Here is a 22,502-nt window from a genome sequence, read left to right on the forward strand (position 1 = left end):
CTTCAGTGGGGGGCCATAGATCTGATCAACTCCAAAATACCGCCAAACGTGATCAGAACGCACTAATTGTCACCGGCGGGAGCTGCGCCACGGAGGTACCAGAGATGTCCCACGAAGGCATCGCCACCCGCTCGGTCATGCGCTCGGTCGCCTTTCTCGGGGCGAGCGCACTCGCGGTGTCCGTACTCGCCGGGTGCAGCGACCCCGACCCGGCCGGGAAGCCGCTAGCCGGCCAGGACATCGCCCCGGCCGCCCGGGCCGAGATCGCCGACGGCGGCACGCTGCACTGGGCCGTGGACGCCGTGCCGGAGACGCTGAACACCTTCCAGTCGGACGCCGACACCGCCACGACCCGGATCGCGCAGGCCACGCTGCCCTCGATGTTCCGGTTCGACGCCGCAGGCCGCCCGGAGCGCAATCCGGCCTATCTGGAGTCGGCCAAGGTCGTCGAGACCGAGCCCAAGCAGGTCGTCCTGTACAAGCTCAACCAGCAGGCGGTCTGGAGCGACGGCCGCGAGATCGGCGCCGCCGACTTCGCCGCCCAGTGGCGGGCCCTGTCCGGCAAGGACAGCGCGTACTGGACCGCCCGCAACGCCGGTTACGACCGTATCGAGAAGATCCAGCGCGGCGACAACGACCTGGAGGTGCGGGTCACCTTCGGGCAGCCCTACGCGGACTGGCGGTCGCTGTTCTCGCCGCTGTACCCGAAGGAGGTCATGGGCACGCCGGACTCCTTCAACGACGGGGCGCGGCGAAAGCTCAAGGTCAGCGCCGGGCCGTTCGTCCTGAAGTCGATCGACCGCAAGGCCGGTGAGGTCCTCCTGACCCGCAATCCGCGCTGGTGGGGCGAGCGGGCCAAGCTGAACGAGATCGTGCTGCGGGCCGTGCCGCGCGACGAGCGGGCGGCCGCGCTGGCCGCCGGGGACCTGGACCTGGCCGAGGTCGACCCGGCCGCGGCCAAGCGCATCGCCCTCGCCGCCCCGCCGCGCCCGCAGTCACCGTCGGCAGGCGGGTCCGCCACACCGCTGATGGGCCCGGAGCGGCGCAAGCTGACCCCCGCGCAGAAGCGCGACAAGGCGAGGTTCCGGGGCTTCGAGGTACGCAAGTCGCTGGAGCCTGCGTACACCCAGCTCGCCCTCAACGGCGGCGAGGGTCCGCTCGCCGACGAGCGGGTGCGGCGCGGGGTGGCCCGTGCGCTCGACCGCGAGAAGCTGGCGAAGCTGGTCCTCTCCCCGCTCGGGCTGCCCGCCGAGCCCGTCGGCAGCCACCTCGCGCTGTCCGGCCAGGCCGCCTACGCCGACAACAGCGGCGCGATCGGCGGCCAGGACACGGCCGAGGCCCAGGCACTGCTCGCGGACGCGGGCTGGGTGCCGGGTGGCCCGGTCGAGGAGCGGAAGAAGGGGGAGAAGGCGGCCGGGAGCGAGGCGGACAAGCCCAAGAAGGGCTCCAAGTCGGAGAAGGCCGAGAAGGACTCGGAGAAGGAGTCCGGGAAGAAGGCCGAGAAGGACTCGGACAAGGAGTCCGGCAAGAAGGCCGAGAGGGACTCGGACAAGGAGTCCGGGAAGAAGGGCGACAAGGACTCGGAGAAGGAGTCCGGCAAGAAGGACTCGGCGAAGGACTCCGAGGGCGGGGACGACGGGGCCTACATCGTCGGCGAGGACAACAAGGCCGACGGCGACGAGGGCGAGCACCTCGCCCAGGACGGCAAGCAGTACGGCAGCAAGCAGCTTCAGCAGGGCGGCGTACCCGGCGCCTACGCCCCGCAGGGCACCGCGGCCCCGGCGGGCGCGGCGGTGCGGCCGCTGGCGAAGGACGGCAAGGCGCTGACCCTGCGGTTCGTGGTGCCGCAGGGCGAGGGCTCGCAGTCCCTGCGCACGGTGGCCGACCGGATCGGGATCATGCTGGAGCGGGTCGGGATCCGTACCGAGATCAGCAAGGTCTCGGACGAGAGCTACTTCAAGGACCACATCGCCTCCGGCCAGTACGACCTCGCCCTCTACTCCTGGCCGACGTCCGCCTACCCCGCGACCGACGCCCGCCCGATCTACGCCAAGCCGGTCCCGGCGGCCGACGGCTCCCTGAACGTCGAGCAGAACTACACGCGCGTCGGCACCGACCAGGTCGACCAGCTCTTCGACCAGGCCATCGCCACGCTGGACGAGTCGGAGTCCCGCTCCCTGATCCGCAAGGCCGACTCCCGTATCTGGGCGGCGGCCGGCTCGATCCCCCTGTACCAGCGCCCCCAGCTGACCGCGGCCAGGACGAACATCGCCAACGCGGGCGCCTTCGGCTTCGGGACGCCGCTCTACGAGGACATGGGCTTCCTGAAGAAGGGGTCGGGCGCCCCGGCGCCTTCGTCCCAGGGATGAGAGACGTGACACCCCGAGGCCGGGCGCGGACGGATCGTCGCAGGTAGAGGCCGGGGCGGTGCCGCACAGCGGCACCGCCCCGCACCCCTTGGGGGTCGGCCCGGCGAGCCCAGGTCGCTGAGGGCACGTAACATGGGGTGAGGCCGTGGCGTGTCAAGCCCGGCAGGCCCGCGTCACACGGACGTACGCAGCAGGGTCTTCTCATCTCTCCGGGAGTACGCCGCAATATGGCCACGCGCCACGACATCCGCAACGTCGCCATCGTCGCCCACGTCGACCACGGCAAGACGACCCTCGTCGACGCCATGCTGAAGCAGGCCGGTGCCTTCGCGGCGCACGCCGCCGAGTCGCTCGACGACCGCATGATGGACTCGAACGACCTGGAGCGTGAGAAGGGCATCACGATCCTGGCCAAGAACACGGCCGTGAAGTACCACCCCAAGGATGGCGGCGACGTCATCACCATCAACATCATCGACACCCCGGGCCACGCCGACTTCGGTGGCGAGGTCGAGCGCGGTCTGTCGATGGTGGACGCGGTCGTCCTGCTGGTCGACGCCTCCGAGGGCCCGCTGCCGCAGACCCGCTTCGTGCTGCGCAAGGCGCTCCAGGCCCGCCTGCCCGTCATCCTGTGCATCAACAAGACGGACCGCCCCGACTCGCGCATCGACGAGGTCGTGAACGAGGCGTACGACCTCTTCCTCGACCTCGACGCCGACGAGGACCAGATCGAGTTCCCGATCGTCTACGCCTGCGCGCGCGACGGCGTGGCCTCGCTGACCAAGCCCGAGGACGGCACGGTCCCGCAGGACAGCGACAGCCTGGAGCCGTTCTTCTCCACGATCCTGTCCCACGTCCCGGCGCCGGAGTACGACGAGCAGGCGCCGCTCCAGGCGCACGTCACCAACCTGGACGCCGACAACTTCCTCGGCCGTATCGCGCTGCTCCGCGTCGAGCAGGGCGAGCTGCGCAAGGGCCAGACCGTCACGTGGATCAAGCGCGACGGCTCCATGTCCAACGTGCGCATCACCGAGCTGCTGATGACCGAGGCGCTCACCCGCAAGCCCGCCGAGGTGGCCGGCCCCGGTGACATCTGTGCCGTCGCCGGTATCTCGGACATCATGATCGGCGAGACCCTCGCCGACACCGAGAACCCGATCCCGCTGCCGCTGATCACGGTCGACGAGCCGGCGATCTCGATGACGATCGGTACGAACACCTCGCCGCTGGTCGGCCGCGGCGGCACCGGCAAGGGTGCCGACAACAAGGCCGCGGTCAAGGACCGCAAGGTGACCGCCCGCCAGGTCAAGGACCGCCTGGACCGCGAGCTGATCGGTAACGTCTCCCTCCGCGTGCTCGACACCGAGCGCCCGGACGCCTGGGAGGTCCAGGGCCGTGGTGAGCTGGCGCTCGCCATCCTGGTCGAGCAGATGCGCCGCGAGGGCTTCGAGCTGACCATCGGCAAGCCCCAGGTCGTCACCAAGGACGTCGACGGCAAGGTCTACGAGCCCGTCGAGCGCATGACGATCGACGTGCCCGAGGAGCACATGGGCGCGGTCACGCAGCTCATGGGTGTCCGCAAGGGCCGTATGGACAACATGTCGAACCACGGCTCCGGCTGGGTGCGCATGGAGTTCGTCGTGCCGTCCCGCGGCCTCATCGGCTTCCGGACCGAGTTCCTGACGCAGACCCGTGGCACGGGCATCGGGCACTCCATCCACGAGGGTCACGAGCCCTGGTTCGGTGCGCTCCAGACCCGTAACAACGGCTCGCTGGTCGCCGACCGCGCCGGTGCCGTCACCGCGTTCGCGATGACGAATCTCCAGGAGCGCGGTGTGCTGTTCACGGACCCGGGCACCGAGGTGTACGAGGGCATGATCGTCGGCGAGAACTCGCGCTCCGACGACATGGACGTGAACATCACCAAGGAGAAGAAGCTCACGAACATGCGGTCGTCCTCGGCCGACTCCTTCGAGGCGATCGTCCCGCCGCGCAAGCTCTCCCTGGAGCAGTCCCTGGAGTTCTGCCGCGACGACGAGTGCGTCGAGGTGACCCCGGAGGCCGTCCGTATCCGCAAGGTGAACCTGGACGCCCGCGAGCGCGCCCGCGCCGCGAGCCGCGCCAAGCACGGCTGATTCCCCGGCACTTGAGCCCGGGCTCCCCCACTGGGGGAGCCCGGGCTTTTTTGCAAGCCGTTTTTTACTGGCTGAGACTCGCCCCCATGTCCGAAATGCGGAGATCCTCGCACGATACCCATGTAACACGTCCGTTTCGCGGCCTTCTCCCCGCAAACAGTTTGTCCGGATTTTGGAAGATCTAGGCGCGAGCTGTGACTGAATTGAGATTTAAAGACGGTGGTCGGTAGTTGGCTCATGGCAGATAGTTAGCCGCAGCGCTCGGGTCAATGGGTCTCGCACTGTGGGGACAGTGCCGACTCACGAGCACAGGCGGTTGCCTGATCCTTCGTCAGGGGTGTCGGAGGGTGGGGCGAACACCTCCTACGCGCGTCCGGCTGCGGACTTCCGTACGCCTCGCTTTGGCATACCCATACCAGCGAAACGGGCGAAACGTGACAAGTCGTATCGGTATTGAGGGTGGCGGGACCTCGGTCGTCGCGGACGGTGAACCACCTTCCGTGGTGAAGGCCGAGGACGAGGAACTCGTCGGCCGGTCTCCCGGCCAGTTGATGTGGATCCGCTTCAAGCGCGATCGCACCGGCGTGATCTCGGCCTATGTCGTCCTCTTCTTCTTTCTGATCGGCCTGCTCGCCCCGGTCATCTCCTGGCTGTACGGCAAGAATCCCTACACGGTGTACGCCGACGAACGCCCCGAGCTCTTCGACAGCGCGGGTGTGCCCGTGCAGCCCAATGGCGGCATCAGCGGCGAGTTCTGGTTCGGCCTCGAACCGGGCAACGGATACGACGTCTTCACCAAGTTGCTCTACGGCATCCGCACTTCGCTCGGTATCTCGGTCGCCGTCACGCTCGCGACCGTCCTCACCGGAATCGTCCTCGGCGTCACGGCCGGCTATCTCGGCGGCAGAACGGACTACTGGCTCAGCCGGATCATCGACTTCCTGCTCGCCTTCCCGGCCCAGCTGTTCTTCATCGCCAGCATGCCGGTCGTGGTCTCACTGTTCGTCAGTCCACGCGACGAGACCCCCGTCTACGTGCGGGTCGTCGCCCTCATCCTGGTGCAGTGGTTCCTGGGCTGGATGAGCCTCGGACGGATCCTCAGAGGCACCACACTCGCCCTTCGAGAACGGGAGTTCATCGAAGCGGCCAAGGTCAGCGGGGCACCGCCGTGGCGGATCATCCGCAAGGAGATCCTGCCGAACGTGGTCACGCCGATCCTCGTGCAGGGCACCTACATGCTCCCCAACTTCGTCACGGCCGAGGCCGGTCTGTCCTTCCTCGGCGTGGGCATCGTCGAACCGACGCCGGACTGGGGGCAGATGTTCTCCAAGGCGTCCACCGAACTCGTGATGCAGAACGACATCACATACATGTTCTTCCCCGGCATCTCGATGATCATCTTCATCGTCGCTTTCAACCTGCTCGGGGATTCCGTCAGGGACGCCTTCGACCCCAAGACGGCGCGCTGACGGCCTGGTTGGCACTTGGCACTTCCAAGCACTTGGCACTTCTTAGCACTGGTGACACACAGATGGGTGGAAACTGAGTGATGAGTAGGGGCGGACGCCACACATACGCGGCAGTCTCGGTGCTCGCGGCCGGCGCACTGGTGCTGACCGGGTGCAGCGAGGGCGGCAGCAAGAGCGGCGGCAACGACAAGGAACAGCAGGAGAACGCCGAACGGCAGCAGGCGGCCATCAAGTTCGGGGACGAGGCGGCCTCCAAGGGACCCGCCGCGGAGGTCCCCGGAGCCAAGCCCGGCGGCACCATCTCGGTGCTGGCCCGCGACAGTTACGCCCACCTCGACCCCGGACAGATCTACGTCCAGGACGAGATGGCCGTGTCCCAGCTGCTGCACAGAGGACTGACCGGCTACAAGTCCACCAGCAACGACGGCAGCAAGCACGAGGTCGTCGGCGACCTCGCCACCGACTCCGGCACCACCACGGACGGCGGCAAGACCTGGAAGTACACGCTGAAGGACGGCGTCAAGTTCGAGGACGGCTCCGCCATCACCTCGGCCGACGTGCGCCACACCTTCGAGCGGCAGTTCGCCGCCTTCGTCAATCAGGGCCCGCCGTACATCCAGCAGTGGCTCGCCGACACCCCGGGCGCCGACTACCGCAAACTGCTGCCGGACGGCCCGTTCAAGGGCAAGCACCTGCCGGACAGCATCATCGAGACCCCGGACGACAAGACGGTCGTCTTCAAGTTCAAGCAGCCGCACGCCGACCTGCCGTACGCCCTCGCGATGACGGGGTACGCCATCGTCTCCGAAAAGGGCGACACCAAGGAGAAGTACGACAAGAAGCCGGTGGTGACCGGCCCGTACAAGATCCAGGAGTTCAAGTCCGGCAAGTCCATGGTGCTCGTGAAGAACACGAACTGGGACCCGGCCACCGACCCGCTGCGGCACCAGTACGTCGACAAGTTCAACATCACCTTCAACCAGCAGTACGAGGACTCCACCAAGGCGCTCCTCGCCGACAGCGGCACCGACCGGACCGGCGTCAGCTTCAGCAACCAGGTCGACGCGGGCAACCTGTCCAAGGTCCTCAGCGACCCGAAGATGAAGTCCCGCACGGTCTCCGGCTTCCAGCCCTACGTCGGCCAGATGAACATCAACCTGGCCCACCCGGAGATGAAGGACATCAAGGTCCGCCAGGCCATCGCCTACGCCCTCCCGGTCACGCCGTTCGTGCGTGCCTACGGCGGCACCGACGCGATGGAGGTCGCGGGCGGCATCATCAGCCCGACCGTCACCGGCTACGACCCCGCCTTCGACCCGTGGGGCAAGAAGAAGAAGCCCGCCGGTGACCCGGCCAAGGCCAAGGCGCTCCTGGAGGAGGCCGGCAAGACCGGTCTGAAGCTGACCTTCGGCTACATCAACACCCCCGAGGGCCAGCAGTACTCCACCGCCATGGCGGCGGGCCTGGAGAAGGCCGGCTTCGACGTCCAGCGCCAGGAGATCCCGGCCGAGACCTACTACGACCAGGTCAGCAAGCTGGACAACAACTACGACATCTTCCACACCGCGTGGGGCGCCGACTGGCCGTCCGCCTCGACCGTGATCCCGCCGCTGTACGACGGCCGCGCGATCGCCGAGGGCGCGCAGAACTACTCGCAGGTCAACGACTCCAAGGTCAACAGCGAGATCGACCGGATCAACAAGATCACCGACCCGGCCAAGGCGTCGGCGGAGTGGGGCAAGCTCAACGAGTACCTGGTCAAGGACGTCGTCAACGTCGTCCCGACCGCGTACTACAAGCAGACCCAGATCGCCGGGACCAAGGTCGGCGGACTCGTCTACGACGACATCATCGCCGGCGTCGACCCGCGCCGCCTGTACGTCAAGTAACCCCGTCCGCCCCGGCACCCGGTGCGCCCGTCCTCGGTGACGGCCGCGCCGGGTGCCGCCGGAGGGGCTCCAGAGCCCGCCGACGTCTGAGAGCTGCCTGCCATGCTGCGCTTCCTGGTCCGCCGGTCCCTCGGCGCCGTGATCATCCTCTTCCTGCTGAGCATCGTCGCGTTCCTGCTCTTCTTCGGGATGCCGCGCGACCCGGCGCTGCTGATGTGCGGCAAGACGTGCACCCCGGCCAACCTCGAGAACCTGCACCGGGTGCTCGGCCTCGACAAGCCGATCCCCGAGCAGTACTGGATCTTCCTGACCAACCTCGTCTCGGGCAGCGACGACTTCGCCCAGGGCCCCTGCCCCGCCCCCTGCTTCGGCTACTCGTACCACTCCAACGAACAGGTCTGGGGCACCCTGATGGACCGGCTGCCCACCACCGTCTCGCTCACCCTCGGCGGGGCCGTCTGCTTCCTGATCGTCGGCCTCGGCACCGGCCTGATCGCCGCCTGGAAGCGCGGCACCCTCGTCGACAAGAGCTTCACGGCCGGCGCGATGGTGATCAGCTCGATGCAGATCTACTTCCTCGGCCCGCTGGCCCTCGCGATCCTCGTCTACCAGACCCAGCTCTTCGACAAACCGGCCTACAACCCGCTCACCGAGAACCCGGGCGCCTGGTTCACGGGCCTGATCATCCCCTGGGTCGTCCTGTCCACGATCTTCGCCTCGCAGTACACCCGTATGTCCCGCTCGTCGATGATCGAACAGCTCCAGGAGGAACACGTACGCACCGCCCGCGCCAAGGGCATGTCCCGGCGGTACGTCTTCTTCCGCTACGCCTGGCGCGGTTCGCTGATCCCCATCGTCACCATCTTCGGCATCGACCTCGGTTCACTGCTCGGCGGCGCCATCATCACCGAGTACACCTTCGGGCTTCCGGGGATCGGGCGGCTGGCGGTGGAGTCGGTGTTCTTCAGCGATCTGCCGCTCCTCTTGGGCGTGATGCTGTTCTCCGCCACCATGATTCTGCTGTGCAACATCGTCGTCGACGCCACGTACGCCTTCATCGACCCGCGTGTGCGGCTGGCCTAGGCCGCGCCGAGGAACAGGCTGAGGAGCACTGACGTGACCACTCTGACCAAGGAGGCCGGCGCCCCGGTCCCGGCCGACGGGGGCGCGTTCCTCTCGGTGCGGGACCTGCACGTCAGCTTCCGGACCGAGGACGGCGTCGTACGGGCCGTGGACGGGCTCTCCTTCGACCTGGAGCGCGGCAGGACGCTGGGCATCGTGGGCGAGTCGGGCTCGGGGAAGTCGGTGACGAACCTGACGATCCTCGGCCTGCACAACCCGATGTTCACCTCCGTCGAGGGCGAGATCCTGCTGGACGGCAAGGAGCTGACGACCGCCCGGGAGTCCGAGCTGGAGAAGCTGCGCGGCAACAAGGCCGCCATGATCTTCCAGGACCCGCTCACCGCGCTGTCGCCGTACTACACGGTGGGCCGGCAGATCGCCGAGCCGTACATGAAGCACATGCGCGCCTCGAAGAAGGCCGCCTGGGAGCGGGCCGTGGACATGCTGGGGAAGGTCGGCATCCCCAACCCGAAGCAGCGGGCGAAGGACTACCCGCACCAGTTCTCCGGCGGTATGCGCCAGCGCGCGATGATCGCGATGGCGCTGGTCTGCGACCCCGACCTGCTGATCGCCGACGAGCCGACCACGGCTCTCGACGTCACCGTCCAGGCGCAGATCCTGGACCTGCTGAAGGAACTCCAGCGGGAGTTCGGCTCGGCGATCATCTTCATCACCCATGACCTCGGGGTGATCGCCGACACGGCCGACGACATCATGGTGATGTACGCGGGCCGCGCGGTGGAGCGGGGCTCCGTCGACGAGGTGCTGCGGGCGCCGCAACACCCGTACACCTGGGGCCTGCTGAACTCCATGCCCCGGCTGGACTCCGACCCGCACATCCCGCTCGCGCCCATCCCGGGCACCCCGCCGTCGCTGCTGCGGCCGCCCTCCGGCTGCCGTTTCCATCCCCGCTGCACCTTCCAGGAGCGGGTCGGCGGCACGCGCTGTGTCACCGAGGTCCCGTTGCTCGGCCCGGACCGCGACTCGGCCTGCCATCTCACGGCGGACCAGAAGCGGACCATCTTCGTAGAAGAGATCAAGCCCCGACTCGGCTAGCGCACCCGATCAGCCACGTCTGAGGAGGACTACGGCTATGACAGAGGACCTCGTCCTCCCGGCTCCCCGCGAGGCCACCGCCGACACGCCCGGCGAACCGCTGCTGGTGGTGGAGAAGCTCGTCAAGCACTTCCCGGTCAAGGGCGGCTTCCCGATCCGCCGCACGGTCGGTCAGGTGCAGGCGGTGGACGGTATCGACCTGACCGTGCACGTCGGCGAGAGCTTCGGTCTGGTGGGGGAGTCGGGCTGCGGCAAGTCGACGACGGGCCGGCTGATCACCAAGCTGGTGGAGCCGACGAGCGGCCGGATCTCCTACCGCGGCCAGGACATCACGCACGCCACGCGCAGGCAGCTGGCGCCGATCAGGTCCGAGATCCAGATGATCTTCCAGGACCCGTACTCCTCGCTGAACCCGCGGCAGACGGTCGGCAAGATCATCTCGGGACCGATGGAGATCAACGGGATCGAGCCCTCGGGCGGCCGGGAGAAACGGGTCCGTGAGCTGCTGGAGATCGTCGGTCTGAACCCCGAGCACTTCAACCGCTTCCCGCACGAGTTCTCGGGAGGCCAGCGCCAGCGCATCGGAGTGGCACGGGCGCTGGCCCTGGAACCGAAGTTGATCGTGGCGGACGAACCGGTCTCGGCGCTGGACGTCTCCATCCAGGCGCAGGTGGTGAACCTGCTCCAGAAGGTGCAGCAGGAACTCGGCATCGCGTTCCTGTTCATCGCCCACGACCTCGCTGTCGTACGGCACTTCTCGCAGCGCGTGGCGGTCATGTACCTCGGCAAGGTCATCGAGGTCGGCGACCGCGACTCCATCTACACCCGGCCCCGGCACCCCTACACCCACGCCCTGCTGTCGGCGGTGCCCGAGGTGAATGTGGCCGGTGAGGAGGCCGCGCAGCGGGAGCGGATCCGGCTGGCCGGCGACGTGCCGTCCCCCATCTCGCCGCCGTCCGGCTGCCGCTTCCGGACGCGGTGCTGGAAGGCGCAGGACAAGTGCGCGACGGAGGAACCGCCGCTGGTCCGGATCTCCGGCAACCACGACGGCCATCTGACGGCCTGCCACTTCCCGGAGGAGCCGTCGATCGAGGCCCGGGACGAGGACATCGTGCTGGACCCGGCGCTGGCGGCGCTGGAGGAGGGGACGGACGGCGACTAGGGCCTGGCGCCGGCGGAAGGGGCGGACGGCGGCTGGCGCCCGGCCTCGGCCACGGTGATGATCTCGGAGGCGGCTGGGGTGAGCGGGCCTCGCTCCCAGTCGCCGTACTGCTCGACGACGGTGAACCCGGCCGCGCCGAGGAAGCGGTTCAGGTGGTCGGGGCCGAGGAAGCGCAGGGTGGTGCGGCTGACGCGGGGCCGCTTCCAGGTGTCGCTGTCGAAGGTCTCCGTGAACGTCACCCGGTCCCCGAGAACGGGTCGTTCCACCTCGTTCCAGACCCGTACGGCGCACCCTTCCGGGTCCGTGACCTCCCGCACCCGCTCGGGCGTCCAGCCCTCCCAGGCCCGCGCCTTGGGGTTCCGGGTCTCGAACACGAACCGGCCGCCTGGACGCAGGGATCCGCGCACCGCCTCCAGGGCCGCACGCAGCTCCTCGTCGCAGAGCAGCACCTGAAAGGCGTGCCCGGTCATCACGACGAGGTCGAACTCCTTTGCCCAGTCCCGGGTCCGCAGATCCCCGAGCACCCACTCGACCTCATCGGCGCACTGCCGGGCCTGTACGAGCATGGCGGCGGCGGGATCCAGCCCGACGAGCCGCCCACGATGCCCGTCGTCCCGGGCCCGCCGAAGCAACTGCCCCGTCCCACATCCGACATCGAGCACCGCATCGGCACCCTTCACGAACCCGAGGTAGAAGTCGTCACCCGGCCCCCACGGGTTGAGGATGTCGTACAACGCGGCAAGCGAGAGATCCGCGAACGAACGATCGACCACGCGCGGAAGTCTGCCACACCGAAGCGCAACACGAGGGAGAGGCGAAGCAGTTGCTGCATCACGTCGAGCTGTGGGTGCCGGACCTGGGGCGTGCGGTGGAGTCGTGGGGGTGGCTGCTTGAGCGGCTCGGCCATGAGCCCTGTCAGGACTGGCCGACGGGCCGCAGCTGGCGCGCGGGAGCGACGTACGTCGTCGTGGAGCAGTCCCCGGCGATGACGGCCGGCCACCACGACCGACTGCGCCCAGGGCTCAACCACCTGGCCTTCCACGCGCCCGGTGACCGCGGCGACCTCGACGCGCTGGTCGCGGAGGCGGCCGAGCACGGTTGGCGGTTGCTCTTCCCGGACCGGCACCCCTACGCGGGCGGACCGGAGCACTGTGCGGCGTATCTGGAGAACACGGACGGTTTCGAGGTGGAGTTGGTGGTGGGGAACGCCTGACGAGGTGTTCCTTATGATCGTTTGATGATTGAGGGCAGGCTTGTTCGGCTTCGGGCTCTGCGGTCCGGGGATCTTGATGATCATGTGCGGTGGCGGAACGATCCGGAGGTGGTGCACTGGGCCACCGGCGGGGATCCGTTGTTCGGGCCGGTCACGCGGGAGGCCGTGGCGGGGTTTCACGAGGCGCGGTTGCGGGACAACCCGCGCGGCGAGACCACGTTCACCGTGGAGGAGGTCGCCGACGGGCGGGCGATCGGGATGGCCGACTACCGGGACCTCGACCCGTTCACGGGACAGGCGACCGTCGGGATCACCATCGGCGAGCGCGACCGCTGGGGCGGCGGCTACGGCTCCGAGGCGCTGGAGCTGCTTGCGGGCCATCTGTTCGGCGCCTGCCGGCTCCGCAGGATCGAGCTGGAGACCTGGAGCGGCAACGAACGCGCGATGCGGGCCTTCCGCAGGGTCGGGTTCGTCGAGGAGGGGCGCCGACGGGCCGCCGTCCGGGTGGGGGACCAGTGGTACGACGGCGTGCTGTTCGGGATGCTCCTGGAGGAATGGACGGCACGCACCAGGAGGACCTGAGTCGGGCGGGCGTCTCCGGTCAGCGGCGCAGGACCCGGCCCCGCAGCACGATCCGGCGCGGGTGCCGCAGCACCGCCGGCTCGCGTCGCGGGTCCGCGTCGTACACCGTGACGTCGGCGAGACCGCCCTCGGTCAGGCCCGGCAGGCCCAGGAACTCCCGGGCCGTCCAGCTCGCCGCACCGACCGCCGCGCCGGCCGGCAGCCCGGCCGCGATGAGGTGCTCGACCTCGGTGGCGACGTTCCCGAAGGGGGCGGAGTCGGTGCCCGCGAGGACGGTGACACCGGCGTCGTACGCCTCGCGCACCCGGCGGATCATGACGCCGTGGCCCTCGTGCCAGAGCCGGCCGCGCGGGTTGTCGATGATCTGGGGCGCCCGGCGGGCGAAGGCGGTGAGCGTGGGGACGTAGCTCGTCCCGTGCGCGCCCATCAGCTCCACGCACTCCTCCGGCATCGCCATCCCGTGCTCGATCGAATCGACCCTCGCGGAAACGGCGTTGAGCACCCCCTGGGCGGACATACAGTGCGCGGCGACCCGTCCTCCCGCCGCGTGCACCGCGTCGGTGACCGCCCGCAGGAGGTCGTACGGCACCGGGTCCGCCTCGAAGTCCCAGTCGCCCATCAGCTTGCACCAGCCGTCGTGCGCCTTCGCCTCGGCGACCGCGGCGGCGACGAGGTCGTCGGTCACCAGGTGGAAGTCGGCGCTCCTGGACAGCCCGGCCCACGCCAGCCACCGCCCCGCCGTGATCATGCGCGGCGCGTCCGGAGCCTCGCGCAGGTCCGGCGGGATCTCCCCCAGCAGGCCCGGAAACCGCAGCGCCGTCGTCCCCGCGTCCCGGTGCGCGGCGATCTGCTCGCCGAACGCCTCCGGATCCCAGCGCGGCTCGTCCTCGGACGGCGACCCCGGATGCGTGTGCACATCGACCAGCCCCGGCAGCAGAAACCCACCGTCGGCCACCGTCTCCGCCTCTGCGGAAGGGCGCTCGAAGGTGATCCGGTCGCCGAGGATCCACAGGTCCCGGACGATGCCGTGGGGCAGGAGGGTGCCGCGCAGGTGAAGGGCCACCCGCCTCAACCTAGCCGAACGGCAGGGGAGTTGCCGTAGGGAAAAGGGAGAGGGCCCGCGCCGGGGAGGCGCGGGCCCTCGGTCCCCTGGAACCGGACGTTCAAGGGCTCGGGTCAATGGGCCGGAGAAAGTCCGTTCCGTGCACGGCGACCGACGAAAAGGGGTGTGTCAGGCCGCCGGCTGGGGGTCCTTGGCGAGACGCGGCGCGGGGACGGTCTCGTCCGTCTCCGGGTAGTGGCAGGCGGTCAGGTGACCCGGCTTGTTGCCCTCGACCTGGACCAGCGGCGGCGCCTCGCTCGCGCACTTCTCCGTCGCCTTCCAGCAGCGGGTGCGGAAGCGGCAGCCGGAGGGCGGGTTGATGGGGGAGGGGACGTCGCCCTGGAGGCGGATGCGCTCCCGGGGGGTCTCCTCCACCGTCGCCTCGGGCACCGCGGACAGCAGCGCCCTGGTGTACGGGTGGCGCGGGTTCTCGTACAGGTCGTCCCGGTCTGCGATCTCGACGATCTTGCCGAGGTACATGACCGCCACGCGCTGCGAGAAGTGCCGTACGACAGCGAGGTCGTGGGCGATGAAGACGAAGGCGATGCCGAGTTCCTGCTGGACCTTCTGGAGAAGGTTCACCACCTGCGCCTGGATGGAGACGTCCAGGGCGGAGACCGGCTCGTCCGCGACGATCAGCTTCGGCTCCAGGGCGAGCGCGCGGGCGACGCCGATGCGCTGGCGCTGGCCGCCGGAGAACTCGTGCGGGAAGCGGTTGAAGTGCTCGGGGTTCAGGCCGACGATCTCCAGCAGCTCACGGACGCGCTTCTCGCGCCCGCCGGCCGGGTTGATGTCGTTGATCTCCATCGGACCGGAGATGATCTTGCCGACCGTCTGCCGCGGGTTCAGCGACGCATACGGGTCCTGGAAGATCATCTGGATCTCGGACCGGATCGGCGCCAGCTGCTTGCGGCCCGCGTGCGTGATGTCCTGGCCGCGGTAGGAGACCTTGCCGCCCGTCGGCTCCAGGAGCCGGGTGATCAGCCGGCCCGTCGTCGACTTGCCGCAGCCCGACTCGCCGACCAGACCGAGGGCCTCACCCTCGGCCACCTGGAAGTCGAGGCCGTCCACGGCCTTGACGGCACCGACCGTGCGCTTGATCGGGAAGCCGCCCTTGATGGGGAAGTGCTTGGTCAGACCGCTGACGTCCAGGAGCGGTTGCGCGTTGCTCATGATGGTGAAGTCCCGTCTCGTGTACGTCAGTCAGTGCCGGGATGCGGCGAAGTCGGCGAAGAGGTCCGTGCGCTGCTCCAGCGGCAGGTGGCAGGCGGAACCCCGGCCCTCCACCACGTCCAGCGCGGGCCGCTCGGTGGAGCACAGTCCGCCCGGGACCTTCTCGGCGAAGGTGCACCGCGGGTGGAAACGGCAGCCCGAGGGCGGGTTCAGCAGTGACGGCGGGGAACCCGGGATCGGCGACAGCGGCACGTCGACCGGGCCGTCCAGGCTCGGCATGGAGCTGAGCAGGCCCAGGGTGTAGGGGTGCTGCGGCGTCGCCAGCACCTCCTTCTTGGTGCCCCGCTCCACACAGCGTCCGCCGTACATCACCAGCACGTCGTCCGCGATGTCGGCGATGACACCGAGGTCGTGCGTGATGAAGACGATCGCCGTGCCGAACTCCTGCTGGAGGTCCTTGAGCAGGTCCATGATCTGGGCCTGGACCGTCACGTCGAGGGCCGTGGTCGGCTCGTCGGCGATCAGCAGCTCGGGGTCGCAGACCAGCGCCATCGCGATCATCGCGCGCTGGCGCATACCGCCGGAGAACTGGTGCGGGTAGTCGTCCACCCGCATGTCCGGCTGCGGGATCCCGACCCGGCGCAGCATCTCGATCGCCCGCGCCCGGGCCTCCTTGCGGGAGGCACCGGTGTGCTTGCGGTACGTCTCGCCGATCTGCGTGCCGATGGTGTGGTACGGCGACAGCGAGGCGAGCGCGTCCTGGAAGATCATGGACATCTTGTTGCCGCGCAGCCGCTCCATCTCCCGCTCGGAGGCGGTGAGCAGTTCCTTGCCGTCCAGCAGGATCTCGCCGTCGATCTTGGTGCGGAACGGGTCGTGCAGACCCAGGATCGTCAGGTTGGTGACGGACTTGCCGGATCCCGACTCACCCACGATGCCGAGCGTCTTGCCCTTGGCCAGGTCGAAGGAGAGCCCGTCGACGGCCTTGACGATGCCGTCCTCGGTGGAGAAGTGGACCTGAAGGTCCCTGACGGAGAGGAAGGGCTGCTGATCGGTGCTCGTCACGGGGACGCTCCTGGAGGGGTGATGCGAGGGGATCGCCCGGTGGGGCGGTGGGAGGGATGCCGGTGGGTGGTCGGTGGCACGCCGGGCGGGGTCAGGCGAGCCGGATCCGCGGGTCGATGAGGGCGTAGACGGCGTCGACGATGATGTTGGCGAAGACGATCGCGCCGGCCGCCAGAAGGGTCACCCCGAGCAGCATCGGCAGGTCGCTCTGGTCGACCGACTTCACCGCGAGCCGGCCGATGCCCGGGAGGCTGAAGGTCGACTCGGTGATGATGGCACCACCGATCAGCGTGCCCAGGTCGATGCCGAACACCGTGACGATGGGGCCCATCGCGCCGCGCCAGGCGAACCGGAAGAAGACGTTCGACCGGGACAGGCCCTTGGCGCGTGCCGTACGGACGTAGTCCTCGCTGAGCTGCTCCACGAGCTGGGAGCGCGTCATACGGGTGTAGTTGGCCGTGAAGATGATCGCGAGGACCAGCCAGGGCAACAGCAGTCCGGAGAACCAGGCGGCCGGGTTGTCGGTGAGCGGGGTCCACTGCGGCTGGTCGAGCCACTGCAGCTGCGCGACGAAGAAGAACATCGCGATGTAACCGACGAAGTAGATCTGGAGCGAGGAGCCGAGCAGCGAGGCCGAGCTGGCGAACTTGTCCAGGAACTTGCCCTGCTTGAGGGCCGCGATCATGCCGGCGCCGACGCCGAGGATCAGGAAGACGACAGCCGCGCCGAAGGCGAGCGAGAGGGTCGTCGGCAGACGGTCCATGATCGTGCCGAAGACGGGCTCGTTGTTCGAGAAGGAGTACCCGAGGCACGGGGCGTCGCAGTGGCCCCAGGTGGTGTAGTCGCGTCCGACGAAGACGCCGACGAGCCACAGCCAGTACTGCACCGGGATCGGCTTGTCGATGCCCAGGTTCTGCCGGATCTGCGCCAGGTTCTCGGGCGTGCAGTTCTTGCCGCAGGACATCATCGCGGGGTCACGCGGCACGGCGTAGAAGAGCCAGAAGGTGATGGCGCTGATGATCAACAGAATGACCAGCGCGCCGGTGACTCGGCGGACAAGGAAGCGGAACATGAGGCGTGACTTTCCGGACGGGGCGCCGTCGCCGGGGGGAAGTAGAGGGGGGTGGGCCGCAGGGGCGGCCATACGGGATGGCCGCCCCCAAGGGGTCGTGCTCGCTTACTTCTTGGCGTAGAGCTTGGTGAGCGCGACGCAGGTGTTGCCGGCGTCCCACAGCACGTTGCCGACCTTGGAGCCGTACATGTAGTTCCGGATCTTGTGGTAGTCCGGGACGACCGCGGCGAGCTCCATGATCATCTTGTCGACGTTGCCCCAGGCCTTGTTGGCCTCCTCCACGTCCGCGATCTTGCCCGCGGCGTCGATGGCCTTGTTGACGCCCGGGTCGTTCAGCTGGGCGTAGTTGCTGCGGCCGTCGCCGATGTTCTTGCCGCTCCAGCAGGGGTAGAACTGCGAGTAGCCACCCGGCCAGTCCGGGCTCCAGCCCGCGGCGAACAGGTCGAAGTCGTTGTCGATCTTGCCGATCTGGGTGTAGAACGTCGACTTGTCGACCTGCTTGTTGACGACCGTGAAGCCGGCCTCCTCCAGCGCGTTCTTGATCGCGACGGCGGTCTTCACCGCGGTGTCCGACTGCTGGTAGGCGATGACCAGCTTCTGGCCGACCTTGCCGGCCTCCTTCAGCAGGGCCTTGGCCTTCTCGGGGTTGCCGCCCGGCTTCTTGTCGACGCCGTACAGGTCGAACTTGGTGTAACCGGGCGTCACCGGGGCGAAGATCGTGGTGGCGATCTCCTGGGACGCGGCACCGCCGCCGATGGTCTGGAGCTGCTGGTGCGGCCAGGCGTAGTTGATGGCCTGGCGGACCTTGACGTCCTTGATGCGGGTCGTGTTGATCGGCCAGTAGTAGGTGACCGTGTCGACCGCGGTGAGGACGCGCTTCTTGAGCTCGGCGTTGGTGAGGACCTGGGCGAGGCGCTCGGGGGCGACCTCGTTGAAGATCGGCACCGCGTACTGGTCGTTGCCCTGGTCCGCGATCCAGCGGTCGGTGGACGCCACCAGCTCGTAGCCGAACTGGAAGAGGAACTTGTCCGGGTAGGCGTTGCGGATCGGGTCCGTCTTCGCGTCCCAGTGCTCGTTGCGCACGAAGGTCATCGACTTGCCGATGCTACGGCTGTCGACCTTGTACGGGCCGCAGGAGAACGGCTTCTTGTCGTACTTCTCCTTGGTGTCCTGCTTCTTGGGCACCAGGGAGTAGCCACGCATCGCGAGCGTGTAGTTGAAGTCGACGCGGGCTTCCTTGAGACGGAAGGTGATGTTCTTGCCGTCGATCTCGATGGAGTCGAGGCTCTTGCCGTCGTAGGGGCCCTTGTACTTGTCGCCGCCCTCGAGGAAGTCCTGGACGTAACGCGGACCCTCGGTCACGAAGGACGCGAAGAGGCGCTCGAAGGTGTGACGGACGTCGTCCATGGAGAGGTCGGAGCCGTCCTCCCACTTGATGCCGTCCTTGATGGTGTACGTCCAGGTCTTGCCGCCGTCCTTCATGGTGCCGGCGTCGGTCGCGGCGTCGCCGACCAGGACCGCGTTGCCCTTGTCGTCCAGCTTGTAGCCGGTCAGACCGCGCATGATCGGAACGGTGATGGCGCCCTCGGTCGAGACGTAGATCTGCGCCGGGTCCATGTGGTCCATGTCGAACTGCTGGAGCGAGTAGATCGTCCCGCCCTTGACCGCGCCCTTGACCTCGGGGGCCGGGCCGGTGGAGTCGGCCTTGGTGCCGACGGGGATCTCCGTGGTCTTGGAGCCCGTCACCTTCGGGGCCTTGTCCTGCGAGCCGCCCTCGCTGCCGCTGCTGCACGCGCTCAGCACCGAGGTGGACGCCGCGGCCACGCCGGTGGCGATCAGGAAGTTTCTACGCGAGAAGGACATCGCATCCTGCCTTGTTGGGTTGATGAGAGAGATCCGGCACCCGGCGACTTTGCCGTGGTCCTGAAAAGAGCCGGAGTCAGCGCTTGGACTTCGGGTCGAGTGCGTCACGCACCGAGTCACCGAGGAGGTTGAACGCGAGCACGAAGATCACCATGGACAGGCCCGGGAAGAGCATGAAGGTGAGGTCCTCGGTGTAGAACTGGGCGCCTCGCTGGATCATGACGCCCCAGTCCGGGGTCGGGTCGATCATGCCGACGCCGAGGAAGGCGAGACCCGCCTCCGCGGTCACAAAGGCCGGGAGCATCAGCGTGGACTGGATGATGATCGGCGTCCACAGGTTGGGCAGCAGTTCCTTGAAGACGATACGCCGCGGTGATGCGCCCGTGACCTTGGCGGCCTCGACGAACTCCCGCTCGCGCAGGCCGAGTACCTGGCCGCGCAGCAGACGGGCGATGGACGCCCAGCCGAAGGCGGAGAGCACGATGATCAGGCCCGCGGCACGCAGCCAGGTCGGGATGTTCTCGTCCGGAGCCACGAAGAGCCCGTACACGACAGGCATGAAGGCGATGAAGAAGAGGGTGGACGGGAACGACAGAAGGATGTCGATGATCCGGCCCACGAGGTAGTCCGTCTTGCCGCCGAGATAGCCCGCGGTGACACCGATGACCACGCCGACGACGACGGTGAGCACGGTGGCGGCGAGGGCGATGCCCAGCGAGGTGCGGATCGCGTAGAGCAGGAAGGTGAAGACGTCACGGCCGAGCTGCGGCTCGACGCCGAACCAGAAGTCCGAGCTGATGCCGCCGTTCGGGCCCGCCGGGTACGCGAAGGCGTTGAGCAGCTCGGGCTGCTTGCTCGCGTAGGTGGTGTACGGATCCTTCCCGTACAGCTTCGCTATGAGCGGAGCACCGAGCGCGATCGCGAAGAAGAAGATCACGACGTACGCCGATATGACGCCCGTGCGGTCCCGCTTGAAGCGGTTCCACGCCAGCCGTCCCGGCGAGCGGCTCTCGCTGCCCTTATGGGTGGAGGGCGAAGGCGACTTCTCGATGCTCTCGTCAGTCGCCTCAAGCGGGGCAGCCGCGGATGGAGTTGGGGGGGTCATGGTGCTCCTGGCCCAAGGGAGGGTCTGATGACTCCGCAGGGCACGCTCCCCTACGGGCTACGCCGGACTTTTTCAACGCAATTCATTCAAGGTCAATAAATTCTCGGCCGACTTGGTTGTCTCTTTACGTTCTTTACCCTGCCTTGACCATTCCGTAGCTACGCGGGTAGCGCAACGTGATGGAGTCGTGCCTTGACTCGGACCAACTGGACTATTCGGGCAACGAGTTCGTTATGCGGACGGTCCAGTACCGAAATGTGTACATCCAAGGGTCGTAATCCAACGGTTCGGCATCGGATGGCGAAGATCCATTGCGTGCTCCGTCAAAGATCGGCGGACCGGGTGAAGGGGGTGGGTGGGAGAAGTCCGTTTCGTCGCACGCGCCGATGCGTGCATCCGGATGGTGTGTCGCCCCATTGGCTTGAGCCCGTGTGCGCTATGCGGCTTTTGACTCGATATTGGCCCGTAACGGATCAGCGCCAGAGGAGGCACTCCATGCGTGGAGCGACGCACGCCCGATGGGCCGCATGCGCGATGGCGGTTGCGCTCGCGACGACCGCCTGCGGGGGCGGGGGTGACACCACCGGCGCCGGCGGCGCGGTGCTGAGCTCCTCGTGGACCGATCCGCAGAACCCGCTGGAGCCGGCCAACACCAACGAGGTGCAGGGCGGCAAGGTGCTCAACATGATCTTCCGGGGGCTGAAGCAGTACGACCCCCGGACCGGCGAGGCCGAGGACGTGCTCGCCGAGCGGATCGAGACCACCGACTCGCGGAACTACACGATCACCGTCAAGGACGGCTGGACCTTCAGCAACGGCGAGAAGGTCACCGCCCGGTCCTTCGTGGACGCCTGGAACTACGGGGCGAGCCTGAGGAACAACCAGAAGAACGCGTACTTCTTCGGGTACATCGAGGGCTACGACCAGGTCCACCCGGAACAGGGCGAGCAGAGTGCCGCCACCATGTCCGGCCTGAAGGTGGTCGACGAGCGGACCTTCACCGTCGCGCTCAGCCAGAAGTTCTCCAGCTTCCCCGACACCCTCGGCTACAACGCCTTCGTCCCGCTGCCCCGGGCGTTCTTCGACGACCACGCCGCCTGGCTGTCCAAGCCCGTCGGGAACGGCCCCTACACCGTTCAGTCGTACACCAAGGGCTCCGAGATGGAGCTGGCGAAGTGGGGCGGCTACCCGGGCGAGGACGCGGCACGCAACGACGGCGTCACCCTGAAGGTCTACACGGACAACAACACGGCCTACACCGACCTCATGGCCGGCAACCTCGACCTCGTCGACGACGTACCGGCCCAGCAGCTGAAGAACGTCCGCGGCGACCTCGGCGACCGCTACCTCAACACCCCGGCCGGCATCATCCAGACCCTGTCCTTCCCCCACTACGACAAGGAGTGGAACAAGGCCGGCTCGGTCAAGGTCCGCCAGGGGCTCTCCCGGGCGATCGACCGCGACCAGATCACCCGGACGATCTTCCAGGGGACCCGCACCCCCGCCACCGACTGGACCTCACCCGTCCTCGGCGCCGAGGGCGGCTACAAGGCGGGGCTGTGCGGTCAGTGGTGCGAGTACGACGCCGCGGCGGCCAAGAAGCTGATCGCCGAGGGCGGCGGGCTGCCCGGCGGCCAGGTCAAGATCACGTACAACGCGGACACCGGCTCCCACAAGCTGTGGGTGGACGCCGTCTGCAACTCCATCAACAACGCCCTGGACAACGACCGGGCCTGTGTCGGCAACCCGATCGGCACCTTCGCCGACTTCCGCAGCAAGTCCACGACCCAGAAGCTCGCCGGTCCCTTCCGGGCGGGCTGGCAGATGGACTACCCGCTGCCCCAGAACTTCCTCCAGCCGCTCTACTACACCAACGCCTCCTCCAACGACGGCAAGTGGTCCAACGAGGAGTTCGACAAGCTCATCGACCGGGCGAACGCCGAGACCGACGCCGCCAAGGCCGTCCAGACCTTCCAGAAGGCCGAGGAGGTCGTCCGGGACAACATGGCGTCCATCCCGCTCTGGTACCAGAACGGCAGCGCCGGCTGGTCGGAGCGGCTCTCGAACGTGGCCCTCAACCCGTTCAGCGTCCCCGTCTACAACGAGATCAAGGTCGGCTGATTCC

General features: G+C 67.9%; 17 protein-coding genes. 10 read left to right on the plus strand and 7 right to left on the minus strand.

Going from position 1 to position 22,502, the window contains the following annotated elements; translation table 11 throughout:
• The first annotated feature begins 104 nt into the window (after positions 1-104).
• From PGH47_RS27650 to PGH47_RS27680, 7 genes are all read left to right on the plus strand, one after another.
• Complete coding sequence (locus PGH47_RS27650; protein WP_271665656.1) at positions 105-2,369, plus strand: ABC transporter family substrate-binding protein; 2,265 nt, start codon at positions 105-107, stop codon at positions 2,367-2,369.
• A 227-nt stretch (positions 2,370-2,596) separates the two neighbouring features.
• Positions 2,597-4,504, plus strand: coding sequence for a translational GTPase TypA (typA, locus tag PGH47_RS27655; protein WP_271665657.1), 1,908 nt, complete (start codon positions 2,597-2,599; stop codon positions 4,502-4,504).
• Positions 4,505-4,938: 434 nt separating this feature from the next.
• Positions 4,939-5,973, plus strand: coding sequence for an ABC transporter permease (locus tag PGH47_RS27660; RefSeq protein WP_126901355.1), 1,035 nt, complete (start codon positions 4,939-4,941; stop codon positions 5,971-5,973).
• Between the two features lie 80 nt (positions 5,974-6,053).
• Entirely contained in the window at positions 6,054-7,862 is a 1,809-nt protein-coding gene (locus tag PGH47_RS27665) for an ABC transporter substrate-binding protein (RefSeq protein ID WP_271665658.1), read from the plus strand.
• A 102-nt stretch (positions 7,863-7,964) separates the two neighbouring features.
• Entirely contained in the window at positions 7,965-8,945 is a 981-nt protein-coding gene (locus PGH47_RS27670; protein ID WP_271665659.1) for an ABC transporter permease, read from the plus strand.
• 33 nt (positions 8,946-8,978) lie between these two features.
• A complete protein-coding gene (locus tag PGH47_RS27675) occupies positions 8,979-10,040 on the plus strand; it encodes an ABC transporter ATP-binding protein (RefSeq protein ID WP_271665660.1) in 1,062 nt (353 codons plus the stop codon).
• A 37-nt stretch (positions 10,041-10,077) separates the two neighbouring features.
• The gene (locus PGH47_RS27680) at positions 10,078-11,202 is read left to right on the plus strand and encodes an ABC transporter ATP-binding protein (protein ID WP_271665661.1); all 1,125 of its coding nucleotides are present in this window, start codon (positions 10,078-10,080) and stop codon (positions 11,200-11,202) included.
• Here PGH47_RS27680 and PGH47_RS27685 read toward each other — a convergent pair.
• Positions 11,199-11,975 carry a class I SAM-dependent methyltransferase gene (locus tag PGH47_RS27685; RefSeq protein WP_271665662.1) on the minus strand — a complete coding sequence of 259 codons (777 nt, stop codon included), beginning with the start codon at positions 11,973-11,975 and terminating at the stop codon, positions 11,199-11,201. The two genes, PGH47_RS27680 and PGH47_RS27685, sit on opposite strands and share 4 nt — an antisense overlap.
• A 50-nt stretch (positions 11,976-12,025) precedes the next feature.
• Here PGH47_RS27685 and PGH47_RS27690 point away from each other — a divergent pair, with 50 nt between their 5' ends.
• Both PGH47_RS27690 and PGH47_RS27695 read left to right on the plus strand, forming a co-directional pair.
• Complete coding sequence (locus PGH47_RS27690) at positions 12,026-12,415, plus strand: VOC family protein (protein WP_271665663.1); 390 nt, start codon at positions 12,026-12,028, stop codon at positions 12,413-12,415.
• A 24-nt stretch (positions 12,416-12,439) separates the two neighbouring features.
• Entirely contained in the window at positions 12,440-12,997 is a 558-nt protein-coding gene (locus PGH47_RS27695) for a GNAT family N-acetyltransferase (protein WP_271665664.1), read from the plus strand.
• 19 nt (positions 12,998-13,016) lie between these two features.
• Here PGH47_RS27695 and PGH47_RS27700 read toward each other — a convergent pair whose 3' ends face one another.
• From PGH47_RS27700 to PGH47_RS27725, 6 genes are all read right to left on the minus strand, one after another.
• Positions 13,017-14,060 (minus strand): amidohydrolase family protein, encoded by a 1,044-nt coding sequence (locus PGH47_RS27700; RefSeq protein WP_271665665.1) that lies wholly within the window; start codon positions 14,058-14,060, stop codon positions 13,017-13,019.
• A gap of 168 nt (positions 14,061-14,228) precedes the next feature.
• On the minus strand, positions 14,229-15,272 hold the full coding sequence (locus tag PGH47_RS27705) for an ABC transporter ATP-binding protein (RefSeq protein ID WP_271665666.1): 1,044 nt from the start codon (positions 15,270-15,272) through the stop codon (positions 14,229-14,231).
• 30 nt (positions 15,273-15,302) lie between these two features.
• Positions 15,303-16,337: an ABC transporter ATP-binding protein gene (locus tag PGH47_RS27710; protein WP_093747183.1), complete on the minus strand. Its 1,035-nt coding sequence runs from the start codon at positions 16,335-16,337 to the stop codon at positions 15,303-15,305.
• 91 nt (positions 16,338-16,428) lie between these two features.
• Positions 16,429-17,409 carry an ABC transporter permease gene (locus tag PGH47_RS27715; protein ID WP_107903188.1) on the minus strand — a complete coding sequence of 327 codons (981 nt, stop codon included), beginning with the start codon at positions 17,407-17,409 and terminating at the stop codon, positions 16,429-16,431.
• Between the two features lie 105 nt (positions 17,410-17,514).
• Positions 17,515-19,272, minus strand: coding sequence for an ABC transporter substrate-binding protein (locus PGH47_RS27720; RefSeq protein WP_271665667.1), 1,758 nt, complete (start codon positions 19,270-19,272; stop codon positions 17,515-17,517).
• Between the two features lie 76 nt (positions 19,273-19,348).
• Positions 19,349-20,377 (minus strand): ABC transporter permease, encoded by a 1,029-nt coding sequence (locus PGH47_RS27725; protein ID WP_030967057.1) that lies wholly within the window; start codon positions 20,375-20,377, stop codon positions 19,349-19,351.
• A gap of 495 nt (positions 20,378-20,872) precedes the next feature.
• On the opposite strand from PGH47_RS27725, the gene PGH47_RS27730 reads away from it, so the two are divergent.
• Positions 20,873-22,498: a peptide ABC transporter substrate-binding protein gene (locus PGH47_RS27730; RefSeq protein WP_271665668.1), complete on the plus strand. Its 1,626-nt coding sequence runs from the start codon at positions 20,873-20,875 to the stop codon at positions 22,496-22,498.
• The last annotated feature ends 4 nt before the right edge of the window (positions 22,499-22,502 follow it).

Source organism: Streptomyces sp. HUAS 31 (assembly GCF_028198125.1).
GTDB lineage: Bacteria > Actinomycetota > Actinomycetes > Streptomycetales > Streptomycetaceae > Streptomyces > Streptomyces chartreusis.

Coding starts and splice junctions, on each gene's coding strand:
- PGH47_RS27705 (WP_271665666.1), bottom strand. CDS start 15,272: ATGAGCAACGCGCAACCGCTCCTGGACGTCAGCGGTCTGACCAAGCAC.
- PGH47_RS27680 (WP_271665661.1), top strand. CDS start 10,078: ATGACAGAGGACCTCGTCCTCCCGGCTCCCCGCGAGGCCACCGCCGAC.
- PGH47_RS27665 (WP_271665658.1), top strand. CDS start 6,054: ATGAGTAGGGGCGGACGCCACACATACGCGGCAGTCTCGGTGCTCGCG.
- PGH47_RS27715 (WP_107903188.1), bottom strand. CDS start 17,409: ATGTTCCGCTTCCTTGTCCGCCGAGTCACCGGCGCGCTGGTCATTCTG.
- typA (WP_271665657.1), top strand. CDS start 2,597: ATGGCCACGCGCCACGACATCCGCAACGTCGCCATCGTCGCCCACGTC.
- PGH47_RS27650 (WP_271665656.1), top strand. CDS start 105: ATGTCCCACGAAGGCATCGCCACCCGCTCGGTCATGCGCTCGGTCGCC.
- PGH47_RS27725 (WP_030967057.1), bottom strand. CDS start 20,377: ATGACCCCCCCAACTCCATCCGCGGCTGCCCCGCTTGAGGCGACTGAC.
- PGH47_RS27730 (WP_271665668.1), top strand. CDS start 20,873: ATGCGTGGAGCGACGCACGCCCGATGGGCCGCATGCGCGATGGCGGTT.
- PGH47_RS27720 (WP_271665667.1), bottom strand. CDS start 19,272: ATGTCCTTCTCGCGTAGAAACTTCCTGATCGCCACCGGCGTGGCCGCG.
- PGH47_RS27695 (WP_271665664.1), top strand. CDS start 12,440: ATGATTGAGGGCAGGCTTGTTCGGCTTCGGGCTCTGCGGTCCGGGGAT.
- PGH47_RS27670 (WP_271665659.1), top strand. CDS start 7,965: ATGCTGCGCTTCCTGGTCCGCCGGTCCCTCGGCGCCGTGATCATCCTC.